The following is a 23,573-nucleotide window of genomic DNA, read 5'->3' on the forward strand; positions in this document are numbered from 1 at the left end:
ACATAAGACAGTATAGTTTTTTATAGAGGGAGTTCACGAACCTCTCCCACGCGGCAGGCGCATGGATTGTCTTCTATTGTCAGCGCAGTTAACAACCGTAGTTGTAACCACATGAGTTTCATTATAACACGATGTTTCTATTTGATAAATACACCGCCGAACGGGATTACTTCCCTTAAAAACCGTTTTATGATGCCCTCATCGTTCATCTCCCGCTCTAACTGTTGGTTCTGCCGCCCTGCCTGAAACAAGACAAATCCTTCACCCGTCAACTTCCAATGATAATTCATATGCTGGCTCGCCAAATGATTGCCGTATACCGTCAATTCCAGCTTGGCATTCTCTGGATAGGCGATAATGCTGCCGGCGTCCACATACAATGGTTCGGTCGGATGTAGTTTGGCTTCACAGACCGGGCCTTGGGTAAGAATGCCGATGCTTCCGATTCCACTGAATTTCATCTTGATGGCGTCACGCGTGATGAACATATTTTTGATTTTCAAAATTCGGGTTTGCATGTTAATACCTTTCGTATAAAAAAACACATGGCGGAAGTCATACAGCATGTCCTGATTGTCCGTCAGTTGAATCTCCCGCATGTTAAAGCCGCGGGGGAGAGCTGCAGTAAACTGGCTTGGCCCGCTGATGTCCGCACGGATCAGTTTCTGCTTGCGGTACATTCCCTTTACATTCATAAGCCGATCGCTGCGACCATGAGACGGGCCGCGGTAAGCGACGATCTGGTCTGGGTGTAGAATATGGGCAACATCACCCTCCTGAAGTGAAAAGGTGACCGCTTGGCCTGCGCCGCTACCGAAGGCGTCTTCCATCCGGATGTTCATATGTAGTTCCCCCTTTATAAACAGCAGTCAAACAATATCAGAAACGGTTGGTACGCCGCATTCCGAAGCGGAGAACCCGTGTCAATATAAAATAACCGGCAAGGAGGGCAGCGGCCGTAATCGCAATCGTCTTCAAGCGGTCGGAGTTTCGTGCCCTTGCTGCCTCGGCTTCCTGAAGTTGTTCTACCATTTCAGTGAGCTGGCGGTTTTGTTCGGCCAAATCGGCATTTTGCTTCTGATAGATTTCGGTGTCGGTCCGGGCACGATCCAGATCCTTAAGCGCGTTTTGGTAACGATCTGTTAATTCGCTTATCTCATCAGGCAATTCCGAAAATTGCTGGAAATTGTTATATACATCATTGAAGTATCCCGCATGTGCGGTGTGCCCATTATCGAAGAGTGCACTACCAGCTGCCCAAAGCAGCGGGAGAAGGGTTATTATTTTAAAAATTCTAAGCTTGTCCATCGGAATCACCGCCTAAATATAATAGAATCATCATGGAAATATTATACGAAACAGCTGCCTTCAAGTTCCTATAATACCATTTACCCGATATTATTTTGTCATATGGAGCAAAAAAATGTCGACATTTAATGATTGGTTGGACGAAGTAACGAATAAGAATGAAAGCCTGGAGGCATTACTCCGGGTTTTTTTGTGTACATTCGTGGATTAAAGAATGAAAAAGATGACAGTCGAGAATAAAAGTGCTATTTTTGTCGAAATTATGATGGGAACATATGTTCCGTGACAGGAAGCTGTCCATCCGAATTGGTACATTAATAGAAGAATAAGAAAGAGGTGGGTGCGTTGCATTCGAGCTTGTATACGGATTTTACATGGAGTAGAAACCATGTAGCCGCAAGCGGCGCCAATCACGTCTATTTGCTGGTGGAGTGGCGAGGAACCGCGGCACGGCCGAGAAAAAAAAGAACATTTTTCAATCGTGTTGCCGAACAAGTCCAGCTTCATCTTCAGTTGGGGGCTGGCGTTCGGATTAATGCTTTATATGGATATAAAGCTGAGATGTTAAACGATCGGAATATTACATTGAACCTGGGCTGTTTATTGGAAGGAATGGCCAAACAAATCGTGTTGGAATTTGAATTTGCTCCGCGCTCATCAGGGATTCATACTGTTGTTACAGCTCTATGGACTTATATGGATGAAATGTACAGACAAGTCATATTGCCTTCACGCACAATTTCGCTGCAGTTCAGCAATCACACAGCCATTTTTCATAAGACGATTGATCTTCGTGTAGAGAAATATACAAAGTTGCTTCAGAATCCTTCTATCGTTGAAAACGCTCTTAAAGCATATGAACGAGGCTATTTGGTGGAAGGGGAAGAAATAATTCGCCGTCGGGCAGATGAAATGCTTTTATATGCCCTTCGTTTAGGTGACGTTGATTATTTAAGAGAAGCAGAAATTTTATATAACTTGGGTTATGCGTTTGTGGACTCTTATGCAGCTTCTGGTGTGGGAGTTTGATGTTTAATGCAAGTTGTTTATCAATCGAAGGGACTTTAGGCTTATTATCAAGTTGTTAAAAGCATAATCGGAATAGTTCTAATTAAATAGTCGGTAAAGAAGGATTATAGATATAAGGGTCGAATGTACTAGTATAAAGTCTTGTTATATAAGTCTAATTTACTAGATATGATAGGGAGAATGCAGATGACAGACCGACTGATCCGACTGATGAGAATCATTACGCTCGTTCAGGCAAGACCGGGTATATTAGCCAGGGAGCTTGCGGAACGGTGCGGAACTAGCGAGAGAACCATATACCGGGATATGGACGCACTGAGCGCGATGCACATTCCCATTACCCATAAAGGCCGTGGCCGTGGGTATACGTTTATCGGTCATTTTGCGATGTACCCATTGGGATTGACGGAGGAAGAGGTTCAGGCACTGTACAAACTTTTGCCTGTGTTGGATGAAATGAAACCGATTCTACCCGAATGTTTCGAGGGTGCTTATGAGAAAGTGTTGGCTGCCGTTTATAAACAAAGTGCCGAAAAGGCGGAGTTTCAGAGTGGAGACCGTGAAGACCACACGGAATCCTGACATATAACAAGCAGAAAACAGCGGTTCCTATGAGGGAATCGCTGTTTTTATAAAATCTAAGAAAGCTTGCTAAATTTTAATAAGCTGGCCAGATCCCCGAATCTAGCAGGTAACGTGCAAATCCCATCGGTTTGCGGTAGGTCTCTTTCCACACCTCTTCCATTCCGGCCTCCCGGAATCCATAACGTTGGTCTCGCCCGTTGGCTTCAATAAAGTATAGCAGTCCTTCCGAAGTGACAGCGACATCCATGCCGAAGTCAGCCGCATAGGGCATATGCTTGGAGAGGGAACGGGCGGTTTGGATCGCAAAATGTGCCGTACGTTCAATTAGTAGGTCCGGCGGCATACCCGGCAAAGAACGACAGAAAATTTCACGCACAGGATAAGCTGATCCTCCTTGAGCGATATTCGAGACGAAGGTGCGAGGCGGTGACGTCTTGGCGAACATTCCACTTACTTCCCAGACTCCGCGTAGTCCCCGTTGTACTGTGACACGAATGTCATAAGGCCTGCCCGCATACTCAGCCAGTGGAATTCGCTGCTGGGCTAGAAAAGGGAGAGCACGTATTCTTTTCCGCAGTAGTAGCGGCAGATTTCCTCTGGATAAACGCACCGTTCTCCAACCCTTAGCCGAAGGGGAAGAGCGGGAGTACGTAAAATGGTCATGAAATTTGTCCCTGCGCAGCCGCATGATACCGAGTCCAACGCTCCCGCGGCACGGTTTCAAGATAAGATCTCCGTGCTGCTCAAGCATGGAACGAATCGACGCAGTATTAGCAGGAACCGTTTGTGGAAGAGCAGGGCGGATCACCGGATCTTCTGCCAGCATAAGATGAACGGTGTCCTTACCATACCGGGTACTGGAATTGTAGATGAAAATTCCCCACGAGAGGAGCCGGTCGATCAATTGGTGAGCCTGTTTATCACGATAAATGGCTCGGTTGTGTATTACACGCGGGATTGGGAGCTCGGTTAGCGAATAGCCGGACGTTGTCCGAATGTAACCAGCAGCTGTGCAGGTTTCCAAAGATAGATCCTGTATTCTGAAGAAACAAGGAATCAGTCCGTACATCTCGGCCGCTTCTTGATAATTCTCCATAGATTCTGTACCGGTCTTCCCGTTCGGAATACCGCGATACGTGCTGTCATTGAGCAGGATGCCGACATATTGCGGCTGCATGGTCATCCTCCTTGTCACAACTTTTTTGACAATAGCTTATTCTCTGTCATTCTATGCGGCTTGTAACCTGTCCCGGATGGACGGGTGTCGGGAGGTTACCGCCTATTCTGTTCGAACACTTCCTATTTGTCACCAATAGACCCTCCTCCGGTATATGCTGAAGTATGATGTGAGAAGGATGTGGAGTTATGAGCTTGCGGAAGGTTGCGGTAGTGACACCGGGGTCTTTTGTTATTCCGTCGGGAAGGAGCAGCTCCGTTGAACGGGTCGTGGAACAGACGGTACCCCTGGTTCAAGAGGCAATGGAGATTAGGATATATGGAGTTTTGGGGAAAGGCCTCCCGCCAAAAGGAACAATTAATGGGGTTCCATGTTATCGATTGCCATCCGGGGCATCTTATTATCGATCCTTGCTGCGCAGACTTTACCAGTGGAAACCGGATGTTGCTGAAATTCACAACAGACCGTTCTTGGCACAGCGGCTCAAAATGCAACTTCCAGGTGTTAAGGTTGTGCTAACTTTGCATTCGAATACGTTTATCAGCCCTCCATATATGAACAGACAAAGCTTTGGTAAAATAGCCAGCATGATGGACGGAATCGTAGTTAATAGTCGTTTTCTGTTGGAGGATATTGTCTCATACCATCCTTGGCTAAAAGATAAAATAACGATTAATCATCTCGGGGTTAACCTGGAGCAATTTCCCCCTCCGTTCAGTCCGGTAGCCAAGGCTCTCAGAGAGGCAAAGCTTGCTCACTATGGATGGAAAGGACGGCGTATTATTCTGTTTGCCGGCCGTCTAATTCCAGACAAGGGGGTTCATCATCTGATTGAAGCTCTACCACAGATCATTAACAAGCACCCTGAGGTACTATTACTGATCATTGGCAGTGCCTCTTATGGATCGGATAGAGAAACATCTTATATCCGGCAGTTGAAAAATGCTGCGAAATCATATCAGTCTTGGGTAACATTCCTCCCGTTTGTACCCTATCCTGGTATTGCAGACTGGTATGCGCTCGCTGATATTGTGGTTGTACCTTCTTCACCAAGAGAAGCTTTTGGATTGGTTAATGTGGAAGCGATGGCAGCAGGGGCCCCTGTTATTGCTTCAAGTGCGGGAGGTATTCCCGAAATTGTGGAAAATGGAGTGAACGGATTTTTGATTCCGTCGGATTATCTAACAACCGGATTGACTGAAAGGATAAACGGATTGCTCGAAGATGAGTTTCTCCGGACAAAAATCGGGATGGCAGGGCGGGAGTCAGTACGCCAGCGTTTCAGATGGGACCATACGGCAGAGCGATGGGTTCGGTTGATGCAAAATATATAAGGTTGTGACAGCGGCAGGAACTACGGAATAGGATGAGTAACGAATGATAACAGAGGAGAGAGCCGCCTGTGAACAAAGTCAGAAGGATCGCACGAAGGAGAGGGAGAAGACCTTTTCAGCGGTACGGTGACCATCATAAGACATTGGCAGTGAGGGGGACGTCAGACAGTTGGGCAGATTCAAATGGTGATGAGCCCGAACACGCGTTGGCGGATGACAGTATAAGTGCCTCCCATCTTCGGCATCGCAGTGTAAGAAGCGAGGCTCTTGAGGACTATACTGTGCACAGTATTCACCTGTCACCGGAATCGGTTATATCTTCCAAACTGGCTCTTGATTCGGTTCATCCTGTTCATCTTACATTTAATCCAGTACAAGCGATTTCTGGACTGAATGTACTTGAGCAATTCGGAAATATACCCTTTTCCTTTTCTGAGAAACAGGATGTTATCCATGTTACGGTACCGATTCCTTCATCCTATCGAGATGAGTATTATGTGATGATTGCATCGTGCAATCACCCGGCATTTCATGCTTGCATTCAAACCCGGCGACAGCAGGAGGCAGTAATCGGAATTACACGGACTAAGGGCTCTTTGATTTCGGAAGGGTGGCTGTCCTGGATTGCCATTGGCAGTACGGCTCTGTAAGCAAGAAAAGGGTGGAGGAAGCAGATTTTCCCCATCCTTTCGTGTTACGCAGGGCCGTGTCCAAATCAAGCTCATACATAAGACTGATATTATAAATAGACCGTACAGATGCCGTCACAGAGAGGAATTGGGGACATACAATAGGAATAGATTTTTGGGAGGCTGATCATATGAAAGACAGTTTACGATGAGAAGACGGAGCATGAAATTGCGAAGTTCTTTATCTGCTGTTCTTCCTGAAATGGAGACGGAAAAGATGCCTATATCAGGGTTTCAGGCTGGTTATGCCTTAGGATTTCAGATCGGAAAAGAAGACAGCAGTCGTCCTTTTAATGGGACTAGTATCATTATACCGGCCCACCTTCCTGGAGAAGATGTAATGGGTACAATCCAAAAAATCGAAGCCTTAACTCCACATCCGTATGAACTGATTGTTGCAAATGCCGGATCTTCAGAGATAACCATGCAATATTTACAGAAGCGAGCCGGGGCTGTAAGACATATTGCGGCTAGGAACGGTGAAGGTATTGCCGGTGTTCTAAACAAGGCAGTATTCGCTGCACATGGCCAGATATTGGTCGTTTTGATAGGTGTCTCGCCTAACAACGATAATTGGATGATTGATCTAATGCTCGAACTCGAGAGAGAGTCATCGGTGAAAACAATATATGTTCGTTCCGGGAACGAGGATGTCCTTTCTCGAATGAATGTTTGCTGTTTTCTGTTCCGAAGGGAGCTATTATCCGATATTGGTTGGTGGGATGAAGGTCTTGCAACTTTGAAAGAAAGTGTAAGTGAATGGTTAGGTCGTATCCCCAATCAGAATAGAATCATGGTGGAGGCTTCCGGTAGATTCATCTGATCGAAGTGTTGATAGTCTCGTATGTATAGATGTTTGCACCGGTCAGCTTGTACACGCATATGCTGAAAAAAAGAAATTGAAGGAGAATTCCAAGTTGGAGAATAAAATTAATGATATGGTGGAGCATCTTTCGCATTCCCAGCAGCAGATGGCACGAATTTTTGAAGCTCAGCGGCATGCAGCGGTTCGCATGGCCCAGATTATACATTCGTTACCCAATCATCAACTTCAGCCCCCTAATATACACTCGTTACCTAATCGTCAACTTCAATCCTCTGATGAAACGAAATCGAGTGGAGGACAGGTGGAGCAAGTAAACGGTAGTATTGCAGCTTATTTGAACGCGATGGCCGATATGCAGCAAATGGTGGCAGACACTTTGGAAGTCGCGATGAAAGAGTTAAGGGCAAATGAACAGGCAGAAGAATAGAAGAATCAATGTCGGTTGGTATAGGGGGAACGTACATGAACAAAGAGGAATCTTTCTTACGGATTTTGGATGCATCTGTTGTGATTCAGCGTAACACCTATCTTATTTTGCAAGGGAAGGCTGTTGAAGCGGAGAAAGTTCGCCAATGGGTTTCGACTCAATATTCGGATGGTGGCGAATTGAAGGATTCGTTATCTATTCATGAGCAGATTGTGGAGCAGATCGAGGGATTGACAAGAATCGGATCAGGTTTGTGCCGTAATCTGCGTATTGCTATGGGAACCTCTGAGGATGAGAATGCTGACAATATGGGGTTTGATGCGTTTGATTTCGGAGATCAGGATTAATGAAAGCACGATTATACCGGGAGCGTGAGGCTAAAGTTGCTATTATCTCATCCATCGCAAGAAGTCAGGATGCATTGGCTGGCATATTGGGAAATATCGCGGAAGTAACAGCTCACTCCGATGTTACTGCACGTAAACTCGCCGAGAATATCCGGCTGCTTAACGCCTATCAGTCTGTAATGGCGGAGATGCTGACAGGCATACGGCTAAACCGTTCCAAGCTAGGCAAACCAGCATCACCCTGGTTAAAACCCGAATGTTTGGCATACCGAAACGAGGATATGTTGGAAGAGAGGAACCTGGGGGTACAGGAGGATTCGGTATGAAGGCATCAAAGGGGCAAACCAACAGGTTAAGACTTCATTCCGGAAGAAAAAAATCGTCGCCTCGGGCAAGGCGTGGCCTTACGGTCACAGGAACAAAGCGACGTTACGGTATGAAATTTGGGCAGCGCAAGCGACACGGTGCCAAAGGGCGTTACAGAATCAGACAGGAAACCCGGCGAAGGCGGTCTATCTCCCCCGAACGTCCTCCGGTTGTTAATCAAGGATATGATGAGGCATACAATGATGATTTTAAAGCTGGATTTGCCCAAGGCTACGAAGATGGGCATTTTGCAGCATCAACTTCATCATTGCCGTACAGGCGGTCAAATGTGAAGTAGCTTTTTTCACATAGGGCTGTCTTTTCTTTTTTAGGTAAGACGAATAACGAATATTTCCTCTATAAGTAGGCGAATGAATGATCCGCGTATCTTTTGTCGACATAGAATGTTTAAAAGCGAAAATGGAGTGAGGGCTAGTGAATCGGACCAGCAAAATAGACAAACGATTGATTCGAAGAACATGGCGTAAGATGAAATTTTCTGAATCATTCCAGTTTCTTTCGGCGAAGGAAGTAACACTAAATCATCGAAAAATGAAATGCTTAAAAGACTCATACAAGAGCAGTATCTGGAAATTGGTTATTGATGCTGACAACAAGAGCCTTCCTGTCATACTTAAAATTTCTAAACAACTGAAAGAAGCTCGTCCGGAAAGTACAGTTGAAAAAAATATATACCGTAAAGCTGGAAAAATCCTGCAGCCGTTCATGCCAAAAGTATATCTGACCCAAAAAAATGTAAGCGGTCGTGACTTGTGGGTGTTCATGGAACATATTGAACCTCTTAAAGGGGGGGTACAGTATAACCCTGATCACTTTGACAAGATCATTCCGACATTGGCAAAGCTTCATGCGGCTACGATGGATAAACGATTTATTCAGCAGGAACGTTTATTCGCAGGTTGGCTGCCTCGATTTGATTCCAGGGAAGCACATGAGGAAAGAGTACGTCTAAATGAATCAACGCTTTATTATCTCGACGAAGCAATGAAGAAGAAAGATCTCAATACTAAAATCAAGCCATATTACTCCCTATTGGGGGCTCTGCTGAAGAAAGGACCTGGATATTTTCCAGAGGTTAGAAAAGCAGGTTGCTGCATTATCCACGGGGATTTGCACACCGCCAATATCGTCTGTCGCAATGTAAATGTAAACAAATGGGACATCAAATTTATCGATTGGGAAGGTGCGAAATATGCCCCTTGCTGGTATGATCTCGTCAATTTGGTTGGCGTTTTTTTGGCGTATCGGAAAGAGTGGAAAGATCAAGAAGAGGCGATCACCCATCGATGTGTTCATTTGTATGCGAATGAGATGAGAAAGAATGGTGTTGTATTTAATATAGATCCCATGAAATTATATGAGATGGCCTATTTGAAAAAAATACTTGAGAAAAGCTTGTACCTTCAGTTGAACTGGGCGGTAACCGGCAAAAAAGAGGCGAAGCTGCTGCCAAGTTATTTAGAAAAAATAAAAGTGCTCGGAAAAAAATTAGAACTGTATTAACCTGCTCTTGTGGTCGCTAATTTCTTGAGTAAACACATATGTCTTAACTCATTTAAACCCGCGAAAATGCGGTCTTTTTTTTACCTATTTGCAAATAAATAGTTCAAGTATACCCTTCAAGATTTAGAAGATTGGCATAGTATAAATCAGACTTTAATAGAAAAAAGGAGGAATATTTCGTGAAAATACTGCTCACAACCATATATGCCTATCCCCCCAGAGGAGGACTTGGGAAGTATATGCATGAGTTAAAGTTGGGGCTTGAACAGCAAGGCCACACAGTACACATCCTGGCCAGAGATCATGGTGAGTATTGTATCACTAAAGGCGACCGCCAATATCCGTTAAAAAGAAAAAGGTCGGGCACAAGAAAAATCTCAGTATTACCATCCAACTGGATTGGAAATCAGGCATTGAAATATTTAGGTAATATACGGGATGAGGCTACGAAGTTTTTTGATGCTGTCAAAATGGTAGATGTATCGCAATATCAAATCATCCACGCTCAAGAAATTGTCTCTGCCAGTATTTTGAACCAGTATAAGCCCCGCACAACCCCTTTAATTCTGACGGTGCATGGCTGTGTTACGGCCGAATACTATTACTATGGTTATATAAGACCGAACTCTACTGGATGGGATCTCGTATCGACTTTTGAAACTAAAGTCATTCAGCAATGTGATGCAACGATCGTTCCTTCGAAATGGCTCTTGGATGTGTACAAAAAGTGTAAAATCCCAACGGATAAAATGAAGGTCATTACGAATGGAATCGATGTCGCAGCTTTTCAACGTCAGATGAACGAAAAGACTGGACTAAAAAGCCCTTCTGACAAATCTATCATTATCTGTACTGGACGACTGGAGAAAGTGAAGGGGCAGCATGTGTTGCTAGATGCTTTGGCAAAGTTGAAAAAGAGACGTAGCGATTGGGTTTGCTGGATTGTAGGAAGGGGAGAGAATGAAGGAGCGTTGAAGAAAAAAGCCAAACGATTGGGTTTGGACGATTCTGTCAAATTTTTAGGAATGCGCAGTGATATTCCTGCTCTTTTGAAACAAGCCGATATCTTTGTAATCCCAAGCCTCCAGGATAACTATCCTTACTCATTAGTAGAGGCGTTCGTTGCAGGTAAAGCAATTATTGGTTCCCAGGCCGGCGGGATTACCGAAATGGTGGAACACTCCAAAAACGGGTTTCTGGTTCCTCCAGATGATAGTCGTGCGCTCTATAGACAAATGAGAAAATTGTTAGAAAAGCCGAATATGCAAAAACGTTTGAGCGAGGAAGCTAAAGCATGGGGTATGACACAATTTTCGCTTGAGAAAATGACGAATGAGGTGCTTGATATTTATAAACATGCTCCGGTATCTAAAGCAGCCGTTAGGAGTGAAGCGTAAAATGTTAGATAAAGGACTATCCATCATAAAGTTGGATAAGAACAATATGCAACTTTATTTATCGGATTTGCTTGAGTTGGAGCATCTAGTTTATTTAAAAAGAGGGCACTTATATTCGACCGAAGAATGGGGAGAGACCCACTTTCTTTCAGAGCTGCCGGGAAAGTATGATACAAGTTTTGGTGTGGTGAAGGAGGATATGGATAAACTTATCGCTTTTTCAATCTCTTCCGAACCCTTGCCGGGTGTTATTCATGTCCACCGGGTTGCTGTTCATCCCAAGCATCCCGGTGAAAATATAGGCAGAAAGCTTATGTTACAGCTTTTTCAGGAATGGAACAATATGCCCCAATATAATACACTCACAGGCATCATCCGTACGGACCATAAATTATCGTTGCCTTTTGTAAAGAAGCTTGGAGCCCAAGTCGCTGATAAGTCCTATATGACACATCATTTTAAGCAATTGGGAAGAACAGATATGCAAATATTTGATGATCATTTCAAGGACTCGTATGGCATAAGCTATGCGTTGATTCATTTCGATAAATAAGTTTGCCAGTTAGGGAAACCTTTTGACCGGAATACCATGAAAGAGGAGAGGAAGAGATGCTAAAGAAAATATGCATTTATCAGCCGAATGTTTTCCCCCCTCTTCATTACTTCAATCGCATTATGAATAGCGATGTTTGGGTTATTCTTGATGATGTTCAGCTAAATAGGAAGGTGGGGCAAACTCGGGTTCCTCTGAAAGTGAACGGCCGTGAGCATATTTTTGTTGTACCCGTTCTTGGTGGTAACCGGGTGAAAATTAATGACGCATCCATTGCGTACCATCAAGACTGGATATCTAAATTTCAATCAACACTTAGCTATGCTTATGGCAAAAGCCCTTACTTTAAGACGATTTGGTCTGCTGCCGTCGAATATATAGAGTATCATCAACAGATGAATTCTAGCTTTAGGCTATTTGGCGAACAGTTTACGATTCACATGCTGCGTCAGTTAGGTTGGCAAGGCGAAGTGGTCAACTCAAATGGCTTGGCAGAGAACATGAAAGCGTCTGAGCGAATTGCAGAAATAGTTTATCAACTGAAAGGGACCCATTATGTTGGTGGTGGTAAAGGATTCGAACAATATGTAGACTTGGAACATTTCCGCAGTCGAAACCTGAGCATTATCGTCCAAAACTGGAAGTGTCCTGAGTATCCGCAGAGCAACGGGACGTTTGTTCCGAACCTGTCCATCTTGGATCTTATGGCTAATGTGAGCTTGGATGAATGTAGAGAACTGCTTCTTTCAGGGGGATTGAACGGATGGAAAGAGTACAAATAAGCTGCAACTAATTACGAGCCCAGTGCTCGTGTTTTTTTTATAGAGATCAGAAAGTGTAGGCATCGGAGTAAAGTGCATCCTGATCTCGCAAGAAAAACAACCGATAAATGCGGTCTGTCTTCTTTGAAGTGCGACGATAGACGTTTTTCTTAAGAGATCAGAACGTGTAGGCATCGGAGTAAAGTGCATCCTGATCTCGCAAGAAAAACAACTGATAAATGCGGTCTGTCTCCTTTGAAGTGCGACGATAGACGTTTTTCTTATGTCACGATGGCGGTTCTCAACATAGGATATAGAAGGAATATGGAGTGGAGGACAATGGATATGGCGAATGTACATGATTCAGGTGGATACGAGCAGGGCAAAAGTGATGGATTTAATAAGGGTAAACAAGACGGATATATAAAAGGGCTTGAGGATGCTAAAGCATTGTTGGATAACCCGCCTCTTAACGATATAAGTCTGAAATGGAGAGAGCTTCATTGCGCCGAACAGTTCACGACCCATTTTGGCTCATCTGTCGTATTAAATGACCGGAAAATGGAATGTTTGAAAGAAACATTTAAAAGTGCGATCTGGAAGCTGGAGGTATCAGCAGCGAACAAACAAGCGTATCCTATTATTTTAAAAATTTTTAAACCACCTATAATTGATGAAAAGCTTACTGAACTAAATATGTATCGTAAGGTCAGCTCGATATTACCGGATTTAATGCCTACGATTTATTTGATTTTAGAGGGAATGAACGGTGATGATGTGTGGGTATTTATGGAATATGTCCCTCAAGTAAAAGGTCAAGTTATTTTTACGCCAGATCATTTTGATCGGATTATCCCTTCCTTAGCCAAGCTTCATGCTCTAACCTACAATGATAATTTTTACAACAAGTGGAATGTATATGAGGATTGGCTTCCTCGATATGAATCGGACGCTTTATCTGCAGAACGTATGAAGCACCAAGAGAAGACTTTGGAATATTTGGATAAAGCAATGGACCATCCTGAATTTAAGGAGAGACTAAGTTCAAGTTATAACGATTTGAAGCGCATTTTGAAAAAAGGGCCGATTTATTTCCCTGAGCTTATCCAAGCAGGTAAAAGTGTTACCCACAATGATCTGCAGACCCCAAATATGGGCTGCCACAATGTGGCTGAACAGAACTGGAATATTAAGTTTATCGATTGGGAAGGCGCACGTTTTACACCTTGCTGGTTCGACATGTTCAATTTGATCGGTGTATTTTTTGCGTACCGGAAAGATTGGAGAGCCGACGAAGAATTGGTGATCGAGCGATGTGCATCTCTATATGCCGCAGAAATGCTCAAGTACGGCATCGCCTTCGATGTTAATCCAATTCATTTGTATAAAATGGCTTATTTACAACGTGTGCTGGAACGAAGTTTGTATAATCAGCTTCAATGGGGAATCGATGGCGTGAAGCCTGCCTATTTGCTGGATGTTTACTTAGAGAAAATCAAAGTCTGGGGTAAGGAATTGGGTCTGTATTAAGGTTTACCTAATAACACAAAAAGGAGGTATGTGCATGAATCATGTTTTAACCTATCTTGATTTGGCAGATTCTTTATTGTGTTCCATTCCCAATCGAACTCAGATTGCCGGAAGCCCAAAGCTTGCCTCCCGTCAAACCTTCCAGATCAGAGTGGACAGAACGATGCCCTTTGAGTTTATTGCGAATTTGATGCCTCCTTTTTGCAGGTTATGGGAAGCTGATGTCGACTTCGATTACTCTGATTATGATGCTGCTCTGACGGAACTTGGCGGAGATCTGAAGGCTGATATATTTATCATTTGGATAGATTGGCGAATCTATTTAAAATCGATGACAGCACAGGAATCCGTTCATTGGTTACAGGAGAGGATTGAAAGATTACGCGATGTAACGAATAAACCGATATGGGTAAATAACTGGCCTGAATCCCTCGGAGTAAAAGATACCTTATTCAGTTTTTCTGCAAGCGATAAAGGATGGTTCCGCAATTTAAATGCGCATATATCAGAATTGATTGAACAGAATACAGGCTGCGTGTTGATTGATCTGGCTGCGCTGGTCCAAGAAGGTTCTGACTCCTTCTACGATTACCGAAATGAAGAAATAAGCAACTATCCGTTTTCTAACGAGGCAACGATTATCATATCCCGTCACTTGGGTGTTCATCTCCTTCCAGCTACATTTTCACCCCGGCTTAAAGCGATTGCTCTGGATCTTGATGATACACTTTACAACGGGGTTCTGGGAGAAGAGGGAGCTGAGGGGGTATCACTAACTGAAGGTCATCATCTTTTGCAGAGGCTGCTGCTTCGGCTTAAACAGTCGGGTATATTGCTAACGTTGTGCAGCCGTAATGAGGAACAAGACGTAAAAGCGTTGTTTGAGAAGCGGGATGATTTCCCTTTAAAATGGGATGATTTTGCGGCTGTTTGTGCCAACTGGCGGACGAAAACAGAAAATCTGGATCAGTTGGCACAAATATTGAATATCGATCCCTCCGCTTTTTTGTTTGTGGATGACAATCCAGCTGAATTGATCAAGATGGCAGCCACACGGCCTGAAGTTCATCTGCTCCGGGCAAAACGAAACGGTCAAGCGACAATGAATGGGTTGTGTCATTATCCGGGACTGTATCAACTTCATCCCGATGATGCGGCTTTATCAAGAACAACCGATATTCAAGCGAATCAAAGGCGGGAGAGAATTAGGCAGGAGGCATCTGATTATAACGCATACTTGGATAGCTTGGAGATGCGTATAACGGTTTATGAGAATGATCCTTCCCATGTTAAGCGGTTGTACGAATTAAGCCGTAAAACGAATCAGTTTAACTTGGCATTAAGGCGGATGACCGAAAGCGAAGTTAATGAAGTCATGGATATCAACCATTATTTAAGTGTTACGATTTCTCTCTCTGATGTTTTGTCCGACAGTGGTATAATCGGTGCTTTTGTATGTCGGATAGAAGGAGAGCAAGGACAATTGATCGAAACGCTCTTTAGCTGCAGAGCGCTTGGCCGGGAGATAGAAACGGTGACATTCGCTTGGGTTTTGGAACAATTAATAACTCGTGGAGTTCAGCATTTGAACATCGATACCATCCAAGGACCGCGGAATGCTCCTGCGCTCGACTGGTTGAAGCGCTTTGTAGGGGACTCTCCTGAACCACAATCCCTTAAAGATCTGTTGATGCGTGTGAAAGCTGCATGCAGGGATCATCCTGCCAAGGTGGAGGTGAACTAATGAATAATGAGTTACGTGAACAAATCGGATCCATTCTGTCCGAGGTGCTGAACACGACGCTGTCATTGGATGAAAATCCGAAACGTGAGGAAATACCGAACTGGGATTCATTGAAGCATATGGAACTCATTCTCCGTCTTGAAGAGCAATTTAATGTTCGTTTCTCGATCAGGGAGGTTGCAGGAATAACGAGTTTGGATGATTTAGTTGAGATTATAGAGGTGAAATCGTGAAGCATAACATCATAGTAGAACGCTTCGGGGTTCGATTAAGGCCGATAACGATGGACGATGCCGAGTTTATTTTCAAACTTAGAAGATCTCCTGAATTGTCCAGGTATATCGGGGAAATCGATTCCCGTTTCTCCATCCATGAATCATGGCTGGAGGAGTACTTTCATCGAGACGGCGATTATTACTTCTGTATCGAGCTATTATCAGGAAAAGCTGTCGGCACAATCGCGATCTATGATATCGCAGATCAAAGCGGTAATTGGGGCAGGTGGATTATCTCCCCGTTGGTTCCAGCCGCGCCAGCCAGCGTGTGGCTTATTTTTCATGTCGCATTTGATATTTTAGGTTTGTCCAGTATTTATTCCAACACGGTAATTGACAATGCAAGCGTCGTGTCTTTTCATGACAATTGTAGTTTGCCCCGTACAGGGATCGAACGCGGCGGTTTAACCATAAAAGGCGTTTCTTATGATATGGTCATCCATACGGCAACAAAGGAGAACTGGCCTTTAATTCAAGAACGATTGGAGAAACCAGCTATTTTGGCAGAACGTCTGCTTATGGAGGAGACTGATGGATAATTTGCCCGTGGTCTAATTTTTCACTGTTCAATTCTCTTGCACGTTTCGGGGCAGCGAAACCATTCGCTGTCTTTTTTTGTTACGGATGCATGTTATCTGCATAATCTTTGTAAAGTCCAAGAATATGATCTGAAAGTTTCATATAAATAAATAAAGGATGAGTGAGGACAGGCTTTCCGCAAATATCTAGATGATAAAAGGGGTGAGAAGATGCTTGAATCAGGAAAAGAGAGGATTCTCGTATTTGTGCCTCATGCTGACGATGAGGTACTAGGATGCGGTGGATTGATAGAAAAAGCTTGCAGATACAATAACACAGTTAAGGTCGTTCTGGCTTCTGTCGGAAATTCATTTTTTTGGCACAGGGAGCAACCTGTGAGTGTAAACACACGTAAGAAGGAGTTTTATAAGGCGTTAAAATATCTTGGCTGTACCAACTGGGATATTATGTTTGACGACAAGGAAAGTATATTGGATACCCTCCCGAAAAAAGAAATCATAACGAAAATTGATCGGTATTTATTGGAGTTCAAACCGACGATGGTATTTATTCCTTATCCTAGTTTCAATCAAGATCATCAGGTTTTATATGAAGCTTGTATGGCAGGGCTGCGTCCTGTTCCGGACAGAAACTATAAAATCATCGCTATGTATGAGTATCCTCTTATTGTGTGGCAGCATCCTAAGCTGACAGACGTTGGAGAATTGTATCTGGATATCAGCGAAACGGTAGACAAAAAAGTGGGGGCGTTGCGAAAACATAAATCGCAGCTGCGCGAGCCAAGGCATTTAATCTCACCGGAATCGGTCAAGGAGTGGGCGGCTAAACGTGGAATGGAAGTTGGCTTTGCGTATGCGGAAAAATATTATCTTTTAAGAGCTACTTTGATATAGGACGCTACGTGTACGAATCGTTCCTACAATCGCTCTTGCCCCCGAATTTCTTGAATTATTCCTTGGCGGGAGAAATTCGGGGACAAAGGAGCGTATGCTTTCGATGCGAGATTTCCTTAATTTGAAAATCTACTTTTGGGAAACCCCAAATTTACATTTACGGATACCCAACCCCTTGATAATAATAACCCATTGTATCCATAACCTTCGCATCCAGTAGATTTCTGCCATCAAATAGATTTGCTTGATTCATGATCTGTTTTATATGCACCCAATCGATAGATAGATATGTTTTCCATTCTGTACACAGAAATACGGCATCCGCACCTTCCAAAGCCTGTTCCGGAGAACTGAAGGATGTAACTGATTCATGAATAAGCTCCTGAGGAAGTTTTGCAATCGGATCATGGACGCGAATAAGTGCCCTCTCGCTAAGCAGTTTCTGAATTATCCGAATTGCTGGGGCTTCTCGAATGTCGTCGGTATTCGGTTTAAAAGCAAGACCCAGTATCGAAATTTTTTTACCATTAAAGGCTCCAATGCGTGTGCGGGCCTTTTCCAGTAAATGAAGATATTGAGTCTGATTAACAGACACTGCTTGTTTCAACAAGGTTAACGGGGTATCCTGATCATTTGCTAATCGAAGCAAAGCAGATACGTCTTTGGGGAAACAGGAACCCCCATACCCGATGCCGGCTCGAAGAAAGCTGGAACCGATTCTAGGATCAAGACCGATGCCGTGAGCCACCTCCTTGACATTAACGCCGAGCTTGTCGCACAGTCTGGATAATTCATTAATGTAAGAAATTTTAGTGACCAAAAAGGCATTAGCGGCATATTTGATCAGCTCGGCCGTTTTAGGTGCTGTGACGACAACGGGACACTGCATCGTTTGATACAGCTCTTTTAGGAGCTCGGCAGCACGATCACTATCGGTCCCGATGATGATCCGATCTGGATATAGAGCATCCGATAATGCTTTACCTTCACGTAAAAACTCAGGATTAGAAGCGACATCAAACGGAGAAACATGTGATTGCGCAGAGCGGATCCATTGTTCCACCATCTCTTGTGTACCAACGGGAACGGTACTCTTAATCACGATTAGTTTATAGCTGTTCATATAGCGCCCGATGTCCATGGCTACCTGTTTCACATATTGTAAATCTGCATTCCCATCTGACCGGGATGGGGTCCCTACGCAAATGAAAATGACGTCATTGTGTTTGATGGCTTGGTCTGTTATGGAAGTAAAATTAATTTTATCGGACTGCAAGTGTTTCTCCAATAGATCTTCAAGCCCTTCCTCATAAAAAGGAATACGGCCTTGCAGAAGGAGGTTTAACTTGTTCTGATCCGAATCAAGTCCTGTTACGTTCCACCCCATTTCTGCCAGCACCAGAGCAGTTGTTGTACCTACATATCCTGTACCTACCACCAAAATATCCACTTATCAGTCACACTCCCTTTGAAAAGTAAGACTGCAACATGCTCCAGCAAGCTTGTTACCATCACTTTATGAAGAAAATCAAGGAATGACATGGGTTATATGACTGATGAAATCGCCGTTTCTCTTCCAGAGTCGATTTCATATTCTAACAAGTAAAGTGGATTCACTATCATTGGGTCTTTAGCGTAGATAACTGAACCAAGTGATGATGTGAGAAGAAGGGAAGGATTGCATTGATTTCTATCATTTGTTGTACGATGAGACCTTCTTTTATGAAAAGCATATTCAGCAATTATGTGCGTCAAAATTTTGAGAATAAAGAAATGATTATCGTACTGAACCAGGATGATATGGATATAAACATCTGGAGGGAAAAAGCGAAGAAACATAAAAATGTATCTGTATACCAACTCTCTGAAAAGTGTAAGCTGGGCAAATGCTTAAATTATGGAATCGGGAAAGCCAAATATGATCTGGTTGCAAAATTTGACGATGATGATTATTACGCACCCGACTACTTAAATGAGGCGATCAATACGCTTAATAAATCAAAGGCTTCCATCGTTGGCAAACATACATCATTCTTGTATTTTGAGGGTGAAAATGCACTGATGTTGTTTCGGAAGGGGGGAGAGAAAAAGTACCGTAGGCATGTCAAAGGAGGGACCTTGCTGTTTAAGAAATCGGTATGGGACAAAATCAAATTTAACGAACAGCTTGTCAGCGGCAGCGATGTTAATTTCCTTAGAAGATGCAAGGCTAATGGATTCCATATAATCTCATCCTCTAGATACAATTATGTATGTGTTCGCAGAAAAAATGTAAAGTCTCATACGCAACAATTAAGCACAGTCAATTATATGGCCAAATGCAAATTAATATCGTACACCGATAACTATGTCCCGCTTATAACCAAAAGTGTTTAATGTCCGGTGATTTACAAGAAAAATTCTATCATCAAGAAAGGACGGGTAACAAGGATGAGCGAAATCTTGCAAAAGATAAGGAATCGGACAGCGACAGCAGCGGTGATCGGACTCGGTTATGTCGGACTTTCTGTGGCAGTTGAAGCTGCACGAGCCAGTTATCTGGTGTACGGAATCGATATAGATCAGGATAAAGTGGATCAGCTGCAGAGCGGGAAATCGTATGTTTCGGACATAAAAGATGAAGACATTCAAACGCTGATTCATCAACGTCTGCATGCCGTGAATGAGTTCTCTTCTATCGCGGAAGCCGATGTTGTGATCATTTGCTTACCTACTCCGCTTAATAAAACCAGAGAGCCGGACGTTTCAATGATTTCATCCGCCGTTGCTTCGATCATCCAGTATGTGACGAAAGATACACTTATCATTTTGGAAAGTACAACCTACCCGGGAACGACGGAAGAATTAATCCAAAAGGTTATCGAAGATGAAATGGGATGGAAAGCAGGGAAAGATTTTTTCGTGTGCTATTCTCCAGAGAGGATAGATCCGGGAAACCGCAAATTCAATGTGAAAAACACCCCTAAAATCATTGGTGGAATCTCACCTGTGTGTGCAGAACTTGGCGCTCAGTTTTACGGCTCCTTCCTTCAAGAAGTTATTCCAGTAAGCTCTACGGCTGCTGCCGAGATGGTTAAATTACTGGAAAATACGTTTCGCAGCGTCAACATTGCTCTCGTAAATGAATTGACGTTGATGTGTGACCGCATGGGGATTAATATTTGGGAGATAATCGACGCAGCCTCAAGCAAGCCGTTTGGCTATATTCCTTTTTTTCCGGGACCAGGTATAGGCGGACATTGTATACCAATCGATCCTATATATCTGTCATGGAGAGCTAAAATGTTTGGATTTCACAACAAGTTCATCGAATTGGCCGATGATATCAACAGCAATATGCCCAGATATGTGGTAGCCCAAATAACAGATGTACTCAATGACTATGAGAAGCCTCTTAAAAATTCTAAAATTTTGTGCATCGGCATGGCATATAAAAAAGATGTTAATGATCTTCGCGAATCTCCCGCTCTTGAAGTGTTCAAGCTTCTCCAGCACAAAGAGGCAAAAGTAACCTACTATGATCCGCACATTCCGCATTTTAAGAACGACGGACAAATGGTATATTCTGTTGGGCTGACATCGGAAGCTATTGCAGAGGCTGACTTGGTTGTCATCATAACGGATCATAGTTCAATCGATTATCCACTTATTGTAGAGAACGCTGCTTTACTCTATGACACAAGAAATGTGACCAAACCCTTAGAAGGGAATATCGTGTTGCTTGGCGGTCACAAGAAATACGGAAACACCTTCCTCCGGGATGAAATATTTCAGACTGATATGGAGGGGAGGGACAGCTTTGATTGATGTTGTCATATGTGTGCATAACGGTTTAGATGTAGTAAAGGTATGCCTGGATTCTGTTCAGAGTAAAACCTCCCAAGAAATCAATCTAATCATCATCGACGATGGTAGTGACAATGCGACGAGACGATATTTAGAGAAGTTTGCAAAGAAATATCCGTGTACAATCATAAGAAATGAGAAAGCACGTGGTTATACCGCTTCAGCAAATCAAGGGTTGAAGAAGTCAACTTCCCGTTACTGCGTACTTCTAAATAGCGACACGATTGTTACCCCACGTTGGCTGGAGAAGATGACGGAAACCATGGAGTCGGATAAAAGAATCGGTATCGTTGGCCCGCTATCTAATGCGGCCAGCTGGCAATCTGTACCGGGCATGAACAGCAGTGAAAATGGATTAGAACCCCATATGACGGTCGATCAGATGGCTGAGCTGGTCTACTACGCTTCTGAGAAGATATTTCCTAGAACGATGTTTCTAAACGGCTTTTGCCTTATGATTAAGAGAGAGGTCATCGAACGAATCGGTTATTTCGATGAGATCAACTTTCCGATCGGGTACGGTGAAGAAGATGATTATTGTATTCGTGCCCGCGGCGCTAACTTTAAATTGAAAGTTGCTAATCATTGTTATATTTATCATCAAAAATCGGCAAGCTTTGGCTCGGAAAGAAGGCAGCAATTGGCCCAGAGTGGCAAAGCTGCCCTTTTTCGCAAGCACGGCATGAAAGAAGTAAAGCAATCGATTCAAAAAATGGTTGATCATCAACACCTCCAAGAGACAAGAGATAAAATAAAATGGTTGTTAGAGTGCAGGCAGCATATTCATAAAGGAAAACAGCGGAAAAACGTGATTTATACAGCCATAACCGGAAATTATGACAGGCTGCAGGATCCTGTACAGATGAGTGAAAAGTGCGATTATTATTGTTTTACAGATAATCCTTTATTAAAATCATCCTCCTGGAAAATCATATTGCTGGGTAAAATATTTGTTGATCCGGCAAGGCAAGCTAGATGGGTGAAAATTATGCCTCATCTATTTTTTCAAGATTATGAACATAGCGTCTGGGTAGACGGGAATATTAGAGTGATCGGAGATATAGATGCTTTTATCGAAAAATATAGTTCTGGGTTACCGTCAGCGTTCTATAAACATTCTATCCGGAATTGTATTTACAAAGAAGCGGATGCGTGCATTACTTTGGGTAAGGACCGGAAAGATGTTATTTTAAAACAGATTTCATTATATAAGCAGGCGGGGTATCCCAAAAACAATGGATTGATTGAGTCCGGAGTTATTTTAAGGCGTCATAATGATCTGGTCGTAATCCGAACAATGACAGCTTGGTGGAGGCAAATTATAAGCTACAGTAAAAGAGATCAAATCAGTTTTAATTACATTGCATGGAAAACCAAGGTTCCATTTACCGTAATCGATGACTATATCCGTGATAACGAGTTTTTCAAATGGAGCAAACACCAACAAAAGTCGAAAGTGGACAGAATGAAGCTATTGAGACCATAATATTATGTAATTGGGGCGGTTGGTATACAACTCGCCCCTTTTGTTTGTTTTCACTTCGATTTCTTAGCCACTCCACAATTTGCTTATCATTTCATCTTTATGAAGCTCTTTTAATACTAGCTCTTGAATAGATGAACGTTTCAATGGAAGTCTCTTCTGTCTAATTACTCCCCCGATATAGGAATGGAGGCTGTGAGGGAAAATAGAGTCCATGTAGTAGAGTTCCTCAAAAGATCTTCCGACCAAGAATCGTGAAAAGTATGCTCCATAATGAGAAGATAACATGATTTTTGGTAATAAAAAACGAATATCCTTCACGGGAGAATCCACTTTCGAATGTTCTAAATCAATGAGCCATATGTCGCCTGATTTCGTTTTTATTGCATTCCTATGGGTTAAATCGCCATGCACCAGCCACTTACTTTCATTCACTTTTGTGATGTGATTAGCCAGATCAGCGGTTTTCTCTGAAGAAACGTTCAGACATTTTTCTGCCAATTGTATACACGGTTGAATGTGCTGTATAGCGTAATCTTTTTCCCACTTTTTCAGTTGGTTTATTTTCATTTCATAATCTTCAATCCACTCTTTTGCGCTGGTCATTGGGCTTGCTGTTTTCTTTTGATAAGCTTGCCATGAATGGGGCAGGCTGGCCCGTTGATGGAAATCCCCAATGGCTTTTGTTCGTTCGGATATGGTTGCTGGTTCACCATGGATATACCTAGACAAAAAATAAATACGATTATTTAGCTTCACACATAATTTCCGTCGGTTCGTTGGAATAACCTCGGGAACATTCAACCCTTGAAGGGACAGTTCGTATTGCAGATAAATGGAAGGAATGAGGGAACTGTTTTTTTTGAAATCACTTTTCAAGATATAGGTTCTATTCTTATCGCTTACTTTCCATACGACTTTATCCGGTTCGTTCTGGAT

Annotated in this window: 26 protein-coding genes; 21 read left to right on the forward strand and 5 right to left on the reverse strand. The window is 43.1% G+C overall.

The window, feature by feature from the left end; all coding sequences use genetic code 11:
- Positions 1-137 precede the first annotated feature (137 nt).
- Positions 138-842 (reverse strand): AIM24 family protein, encoded by a 705-nt coding sequence (locus MNQ98_RS06790; RefSeq protein ID WP_241932512.1) that lies wholly within the window; start codon positions 840-842, stop codon positions 138-140.
- A 37-nt stretch (positions 843-879) separates the two neighbouring features.
- Positions 880-1,308 (reverse strand): hypothetical protein, encoded by a 429-nt coding sequence (locus MNQ98_RS06795; protein WP_241932513.1) that lies wholly within the window; start codon positions 1,306-1,308, stop codon positions 880-882.
- A 336-nt stretch (positions 1,309-1,644) separates the two neighbouring features.
- On the opposite strand from MNQ98_RS06795, the gene MNQ98_RS06800 reads away from it, so the two are divergent.
- Together MNQ98_RS06800 and MNQ98_RS06805 are read left to right on the forward strand one after the other, a co-directional pair.
- Positions 1,645-2,337, forward strand: a complete 693-nt coding sequence (locus MNQ98_RS06800; protein WP_241932514.1) for a hypothetical protein — start codon at positions 1,645-1,647, stop codon at positions 2,335-2,337.
- A 186-nt stretch (positions 2,338-2,523) separates the two neighbouring features.
- A complete protein-coding gene (locus tag MNQ98_RS06805) occupies positions 2,524-2,919 on the forward strand; it encodes a helix-turn-helix transcriptional regulator (RefSeq protein ID WP_241932515.1) in 396 nt (131 codons plus the stop codon).
- Positions 2,920-2,995: 76 nt separating this feature from the next.
- On the opposite strand, the gene MNQ98_RS06810 is transcribed toward MNQ98_RS06805, so the two are convergent.
- Positions 2,996-4,099 carry a YheC/YheD family endospore coat-associated protein gene (locus MNQ98_RS06810; protein ID WP_241932516.1) on the reverse strand — a complete coding sequence of 368 codons (1,104 nt, stop codon included), beginning with the start codon at positions 4,097-4,099 and terminating at the stop codon, positions 2,996-2,998.
- Between the two features lie 188 nt (positions 4,100-4,287).
- On the opposite strand from MNQ98_RS06810, the gene MNQ98_RS06815 reads away from it, so the two are divergent.
- From MNQ98_RS06815 to MNQ98_RS06890, 16 genes are all read left to right on the forward strand, one after another.
- Positions 4,288-5,433, forward strand: a complete 1,146-nt coding sequence (locus MNQ98_RS06815; protein WP_241932517.1) for a glycosyltransferase family 4 protein — start codon at positions 4,288-4,290, stop codon at positions 5,431-5,433.
- A 68-nt stretch (positions 5,434-5,501) separates the two neighbouring features.
- Positions 5,502-6,083 carry a WIAG-tail domain gene (locus MNQ98_RS06820; RefSeq protein ID WP_241932518.1) on the forward strand — a complete coding sequence of 194 codons (582 nt, stop codon included), beginning with the start codon at positions 5,502-5,504 and terminating at the stop codon, positions 6,081-6,083.
- 202 nt (positions 6,084-6,285) lie between these two features.
- Positions 6,286-6,945 carry a glycosyltransferase family 2 protein gene (locus tag MNQ98_RS06825; RefSeq protein ID WP_241932519.1) on the forward strand — a complete coding sequence of 220 codons (660 nt, stop codon included), beginning with the start codon at positions 6,286-6,288 and terminating at the stop codon, positions 6,943-6,945.
- 94 nt (positions 6,946-7,039) lie between these two features.
- Complete coding sequence (locus MNQ98_RS06830; RefSeq protein ID WP_241932520.1) at positions 7,040-7,375, forward strand: nucleoside-diphosphate sugar epimerase; 336 nt, start codon at positions 7,040-7,042, stop codon at positions 7,373-7,375.
- A gap of 35 nt (positions 7,376-7,410) precedes the next feature.
- Positions 7,411-7,722, forward strand: a complete 312-nt coding sequence (locus MNQ98_RS06835) for an alpha-helical endospore appendage domain-containing protein (RefSeq protein ID WP_241932521.1) — start codon at positions 7,411-7,413, stop codon at positions 7,720-7,722.
- Complete coding sequence (locus MNQ98_RS06840; protein WP_241932522.1) at positions 7,722-8,048, forward strand: hypothetical protein; 327 nt, start codon at positions 7,722-7,724, stop codon at positions 8,046-8,048. The genes MNQ98_RS06835 and MNQ98_RS06840 overlap by 1 nt, the downstream gene beginning before the upstream one ends.
- Positions 8,045-8,386 (forward strand): hypothetical protein, encoded by a 342-nt coding sequence (locus MNQ98_RS06845; protein WP_241932523.1) that lies wholly within the window; start codon positions 8,045-8,047, stop codon positions 8,384-8,386. Before MNQ98_RS06840 ends, MNQ98_RS06845 begins: the two co-directional genes overlap by 4 nt.
- Positions 8,387-8,523: 137 nt before the next feature.
- Entirely contained in the window at positions 8,524-9,612 is a 1,089-nt protein-coding gene (locus MNQ98_RS06850; protein WP_241932524.1) for an aminoglycoside phosphotransferase family protein, read from the forward strand.
- 179 nt (positions 9,613-9,791) lie between these two features.
- Positions 9,792-11,009 carry a glycosyltransferase family 4 protein gene (locus tag MNQ98_RS06855; RefSeq protein ID WP_241932525.1) on the forward strand — a complete coding sequence of 406 codons (1,218 nt, stop codon included), beginning with the start codon at positions 9,792-9,794 and terminating at the stop codon, positions 11,007-11,009.
- Between the two features lies 1 nt (position 11,010).
- Complete coding sequence (locus tag MNQ98_RS06860; RefSeq protein ID WP_241932526.1) at positions 11,011-11,562, forward strand: GNAT family N-acetyltransferase; 552 nt, start codon at positions 11,011-11,013, stop codon at positions 11,560-11,562.
- Between the two features lie 56 nt (positions 11,563-11,618).
- Positions 11,619-12,344, forward strand: coding sequence for a WbqC family protein (locus MNQ98_RS06865; protein ID WP_241932527.1), 726 nt, complete (start codon positions 11,619-11,621; stop codon positions 12,342-12,344).
- Positions 12,345-12,668: 324 nt separating this feature from the next.
- Positions 12,669-13,853 carry a phosphotransferase gene (locus MNQ98_RS06870; protein WP_241932528.1) on the forward strand — a complete coding sequence of 395 codons (1,185 nt, stop codon included), beginning with the start codon at positions 12,669-12,671 and terminating at the stop codon, positions 13,851-13,853.
- Positions 13,854-13,887: 34 nt separating this feature from the next.
- Entirely contained in the window at positions 13,888-15,597 is a 1,710-nt protein-coding gene (locus MNQ98_RS06875; protein WP_241932529.1) for an HAD-IIIC family phosphatase, read from the forward strand.
- Positions 15,597-15,830 (forward strand): acyl carrier protein, encoded by a 234-nt coding sequence (locus tag MNQ98_RS06880; RefSeq protein ID WP_208915386.1) that lies wholly within the window; start codon positions 15,597-15,599, stop codon positions 15,828-15,830. Before MNQ98_RS06875 ends, MNQ98_RS06880 begins: the two co-directional genes overlap by 1 nt.
- Positions 15,827-16,411 (forward strand): GNAT family N-acetyltransferase, encoded by a 585-nt coding sequence (locus MNQ98_RS06885; protein WP_241932530.1) that lies wholly within the window; start codon positions 15,827-15,829, stop codon positions 16,409-16,411. The genes MNQ98_RS06880 and MNQ98_RS06885 overlap by 4 nt, the downstream gene beginning before the upstream one ends.
- 210 nt (positions 16,412-16,621) lie before the next feature.
- On the forward strand, positions 16,622-17,305 hold the full coding sequence (locus tag MNQ98_RS06890; RefSeq protein WP_241932531.1) for a PIG-L deacetylase family protein: 684 nt from the start codon (positions 16,622-16,624) through the stop codon (positions 17,303-17,305).
- Between the two features lie 157 nt (positions 17,306-17,462).
- Here the strand turns inward: MNQ98_RS06890 and MNQ98_RS06895 are convergent, their stop codons facing one another.
- A complete protein-coding gene (locus tag MNQ98_RS06895) occupies positions 17,463-18,755 on the reverse strand; it encodes a UDP-glucose dehydrogenase family protein (RefSeq protein ID WP_241932532.1) in 1,293 nt (430 codons plus the stop codon).
- Between the two features lie 272 nt (positions 18,756-19,027).
- Between MNQ98_RS06895 and MNQ98_RS06900 the strand changes: the two genes are divergently transcribed.
- Genes MNQ98_RS06900 through MNQ98_RS06910 form a run of 3 tightly spaced genes read left to right on the forward strand, consistent with a single transcriptional unit; the run spans position 19,028 to position 22,637 of the window.
- A complete protein-coding gene (locus MNQ98_RS06900) occupies positions 19,028-19,681 on the forward strand; it encodes a glycosyltransferase (protein WP_241932533.1) in 654 nt (217 codons plus the stop codon).
- Between the two features lie 54 nt (positions 19,682-19,735).
- A complete protein-coding gene (locus MNQ98_RS06905; RefSeq protein ID WP_481856727.1) occupies positions 19,736-21,112 on the forward strand; it encodes a nucleotide sugar dehydrogenase in 1,377 nt (458 codons plus the stop codon).
- Complete coding sequence (locus tag MNQ98_RS06910; protein WP_241932535.1) at positions 21,105-22,637, forward strand: glycosyltransferase; 1,533 nt, start codon at positions 21,105-21,107, stop codon at positions 22,635-22,637. The genes MNQ98_RS06905 and MNQ98_RS06910 overlap by 8 nt, the downstream gene beginning before the upstream one ends.
- Positions 22,638-22,700: 63 nt before the next feature.
- On the opposite strand, the gene MNQ98_RS06915 is transcribed toward MNQ98_RS06910, so the two are convergent.
- A complete protein-coding gene (locus tag MNQ98_RS06915; RefSeq protein WP_241932536.1) occupies positions 22,701-23,513 on the reverse strand; it encodes a protein kinase family protein in 813 nt (270 codons plus the stop codon).
- Between the last annotated feature and the right edge of the window lie 60 nt (positions 23,514-23,573).

This window comes from Paenibacillus sp. N3/727 (assembly GCF_022637315.1).
GTDB classification, from domain to species: Bacteria; Bacillota; Bacilli; order Paenibacillales; family Paenibacillaceae; genus Paenibacillus_AQ; species Paenibacillus_AQ uliginis.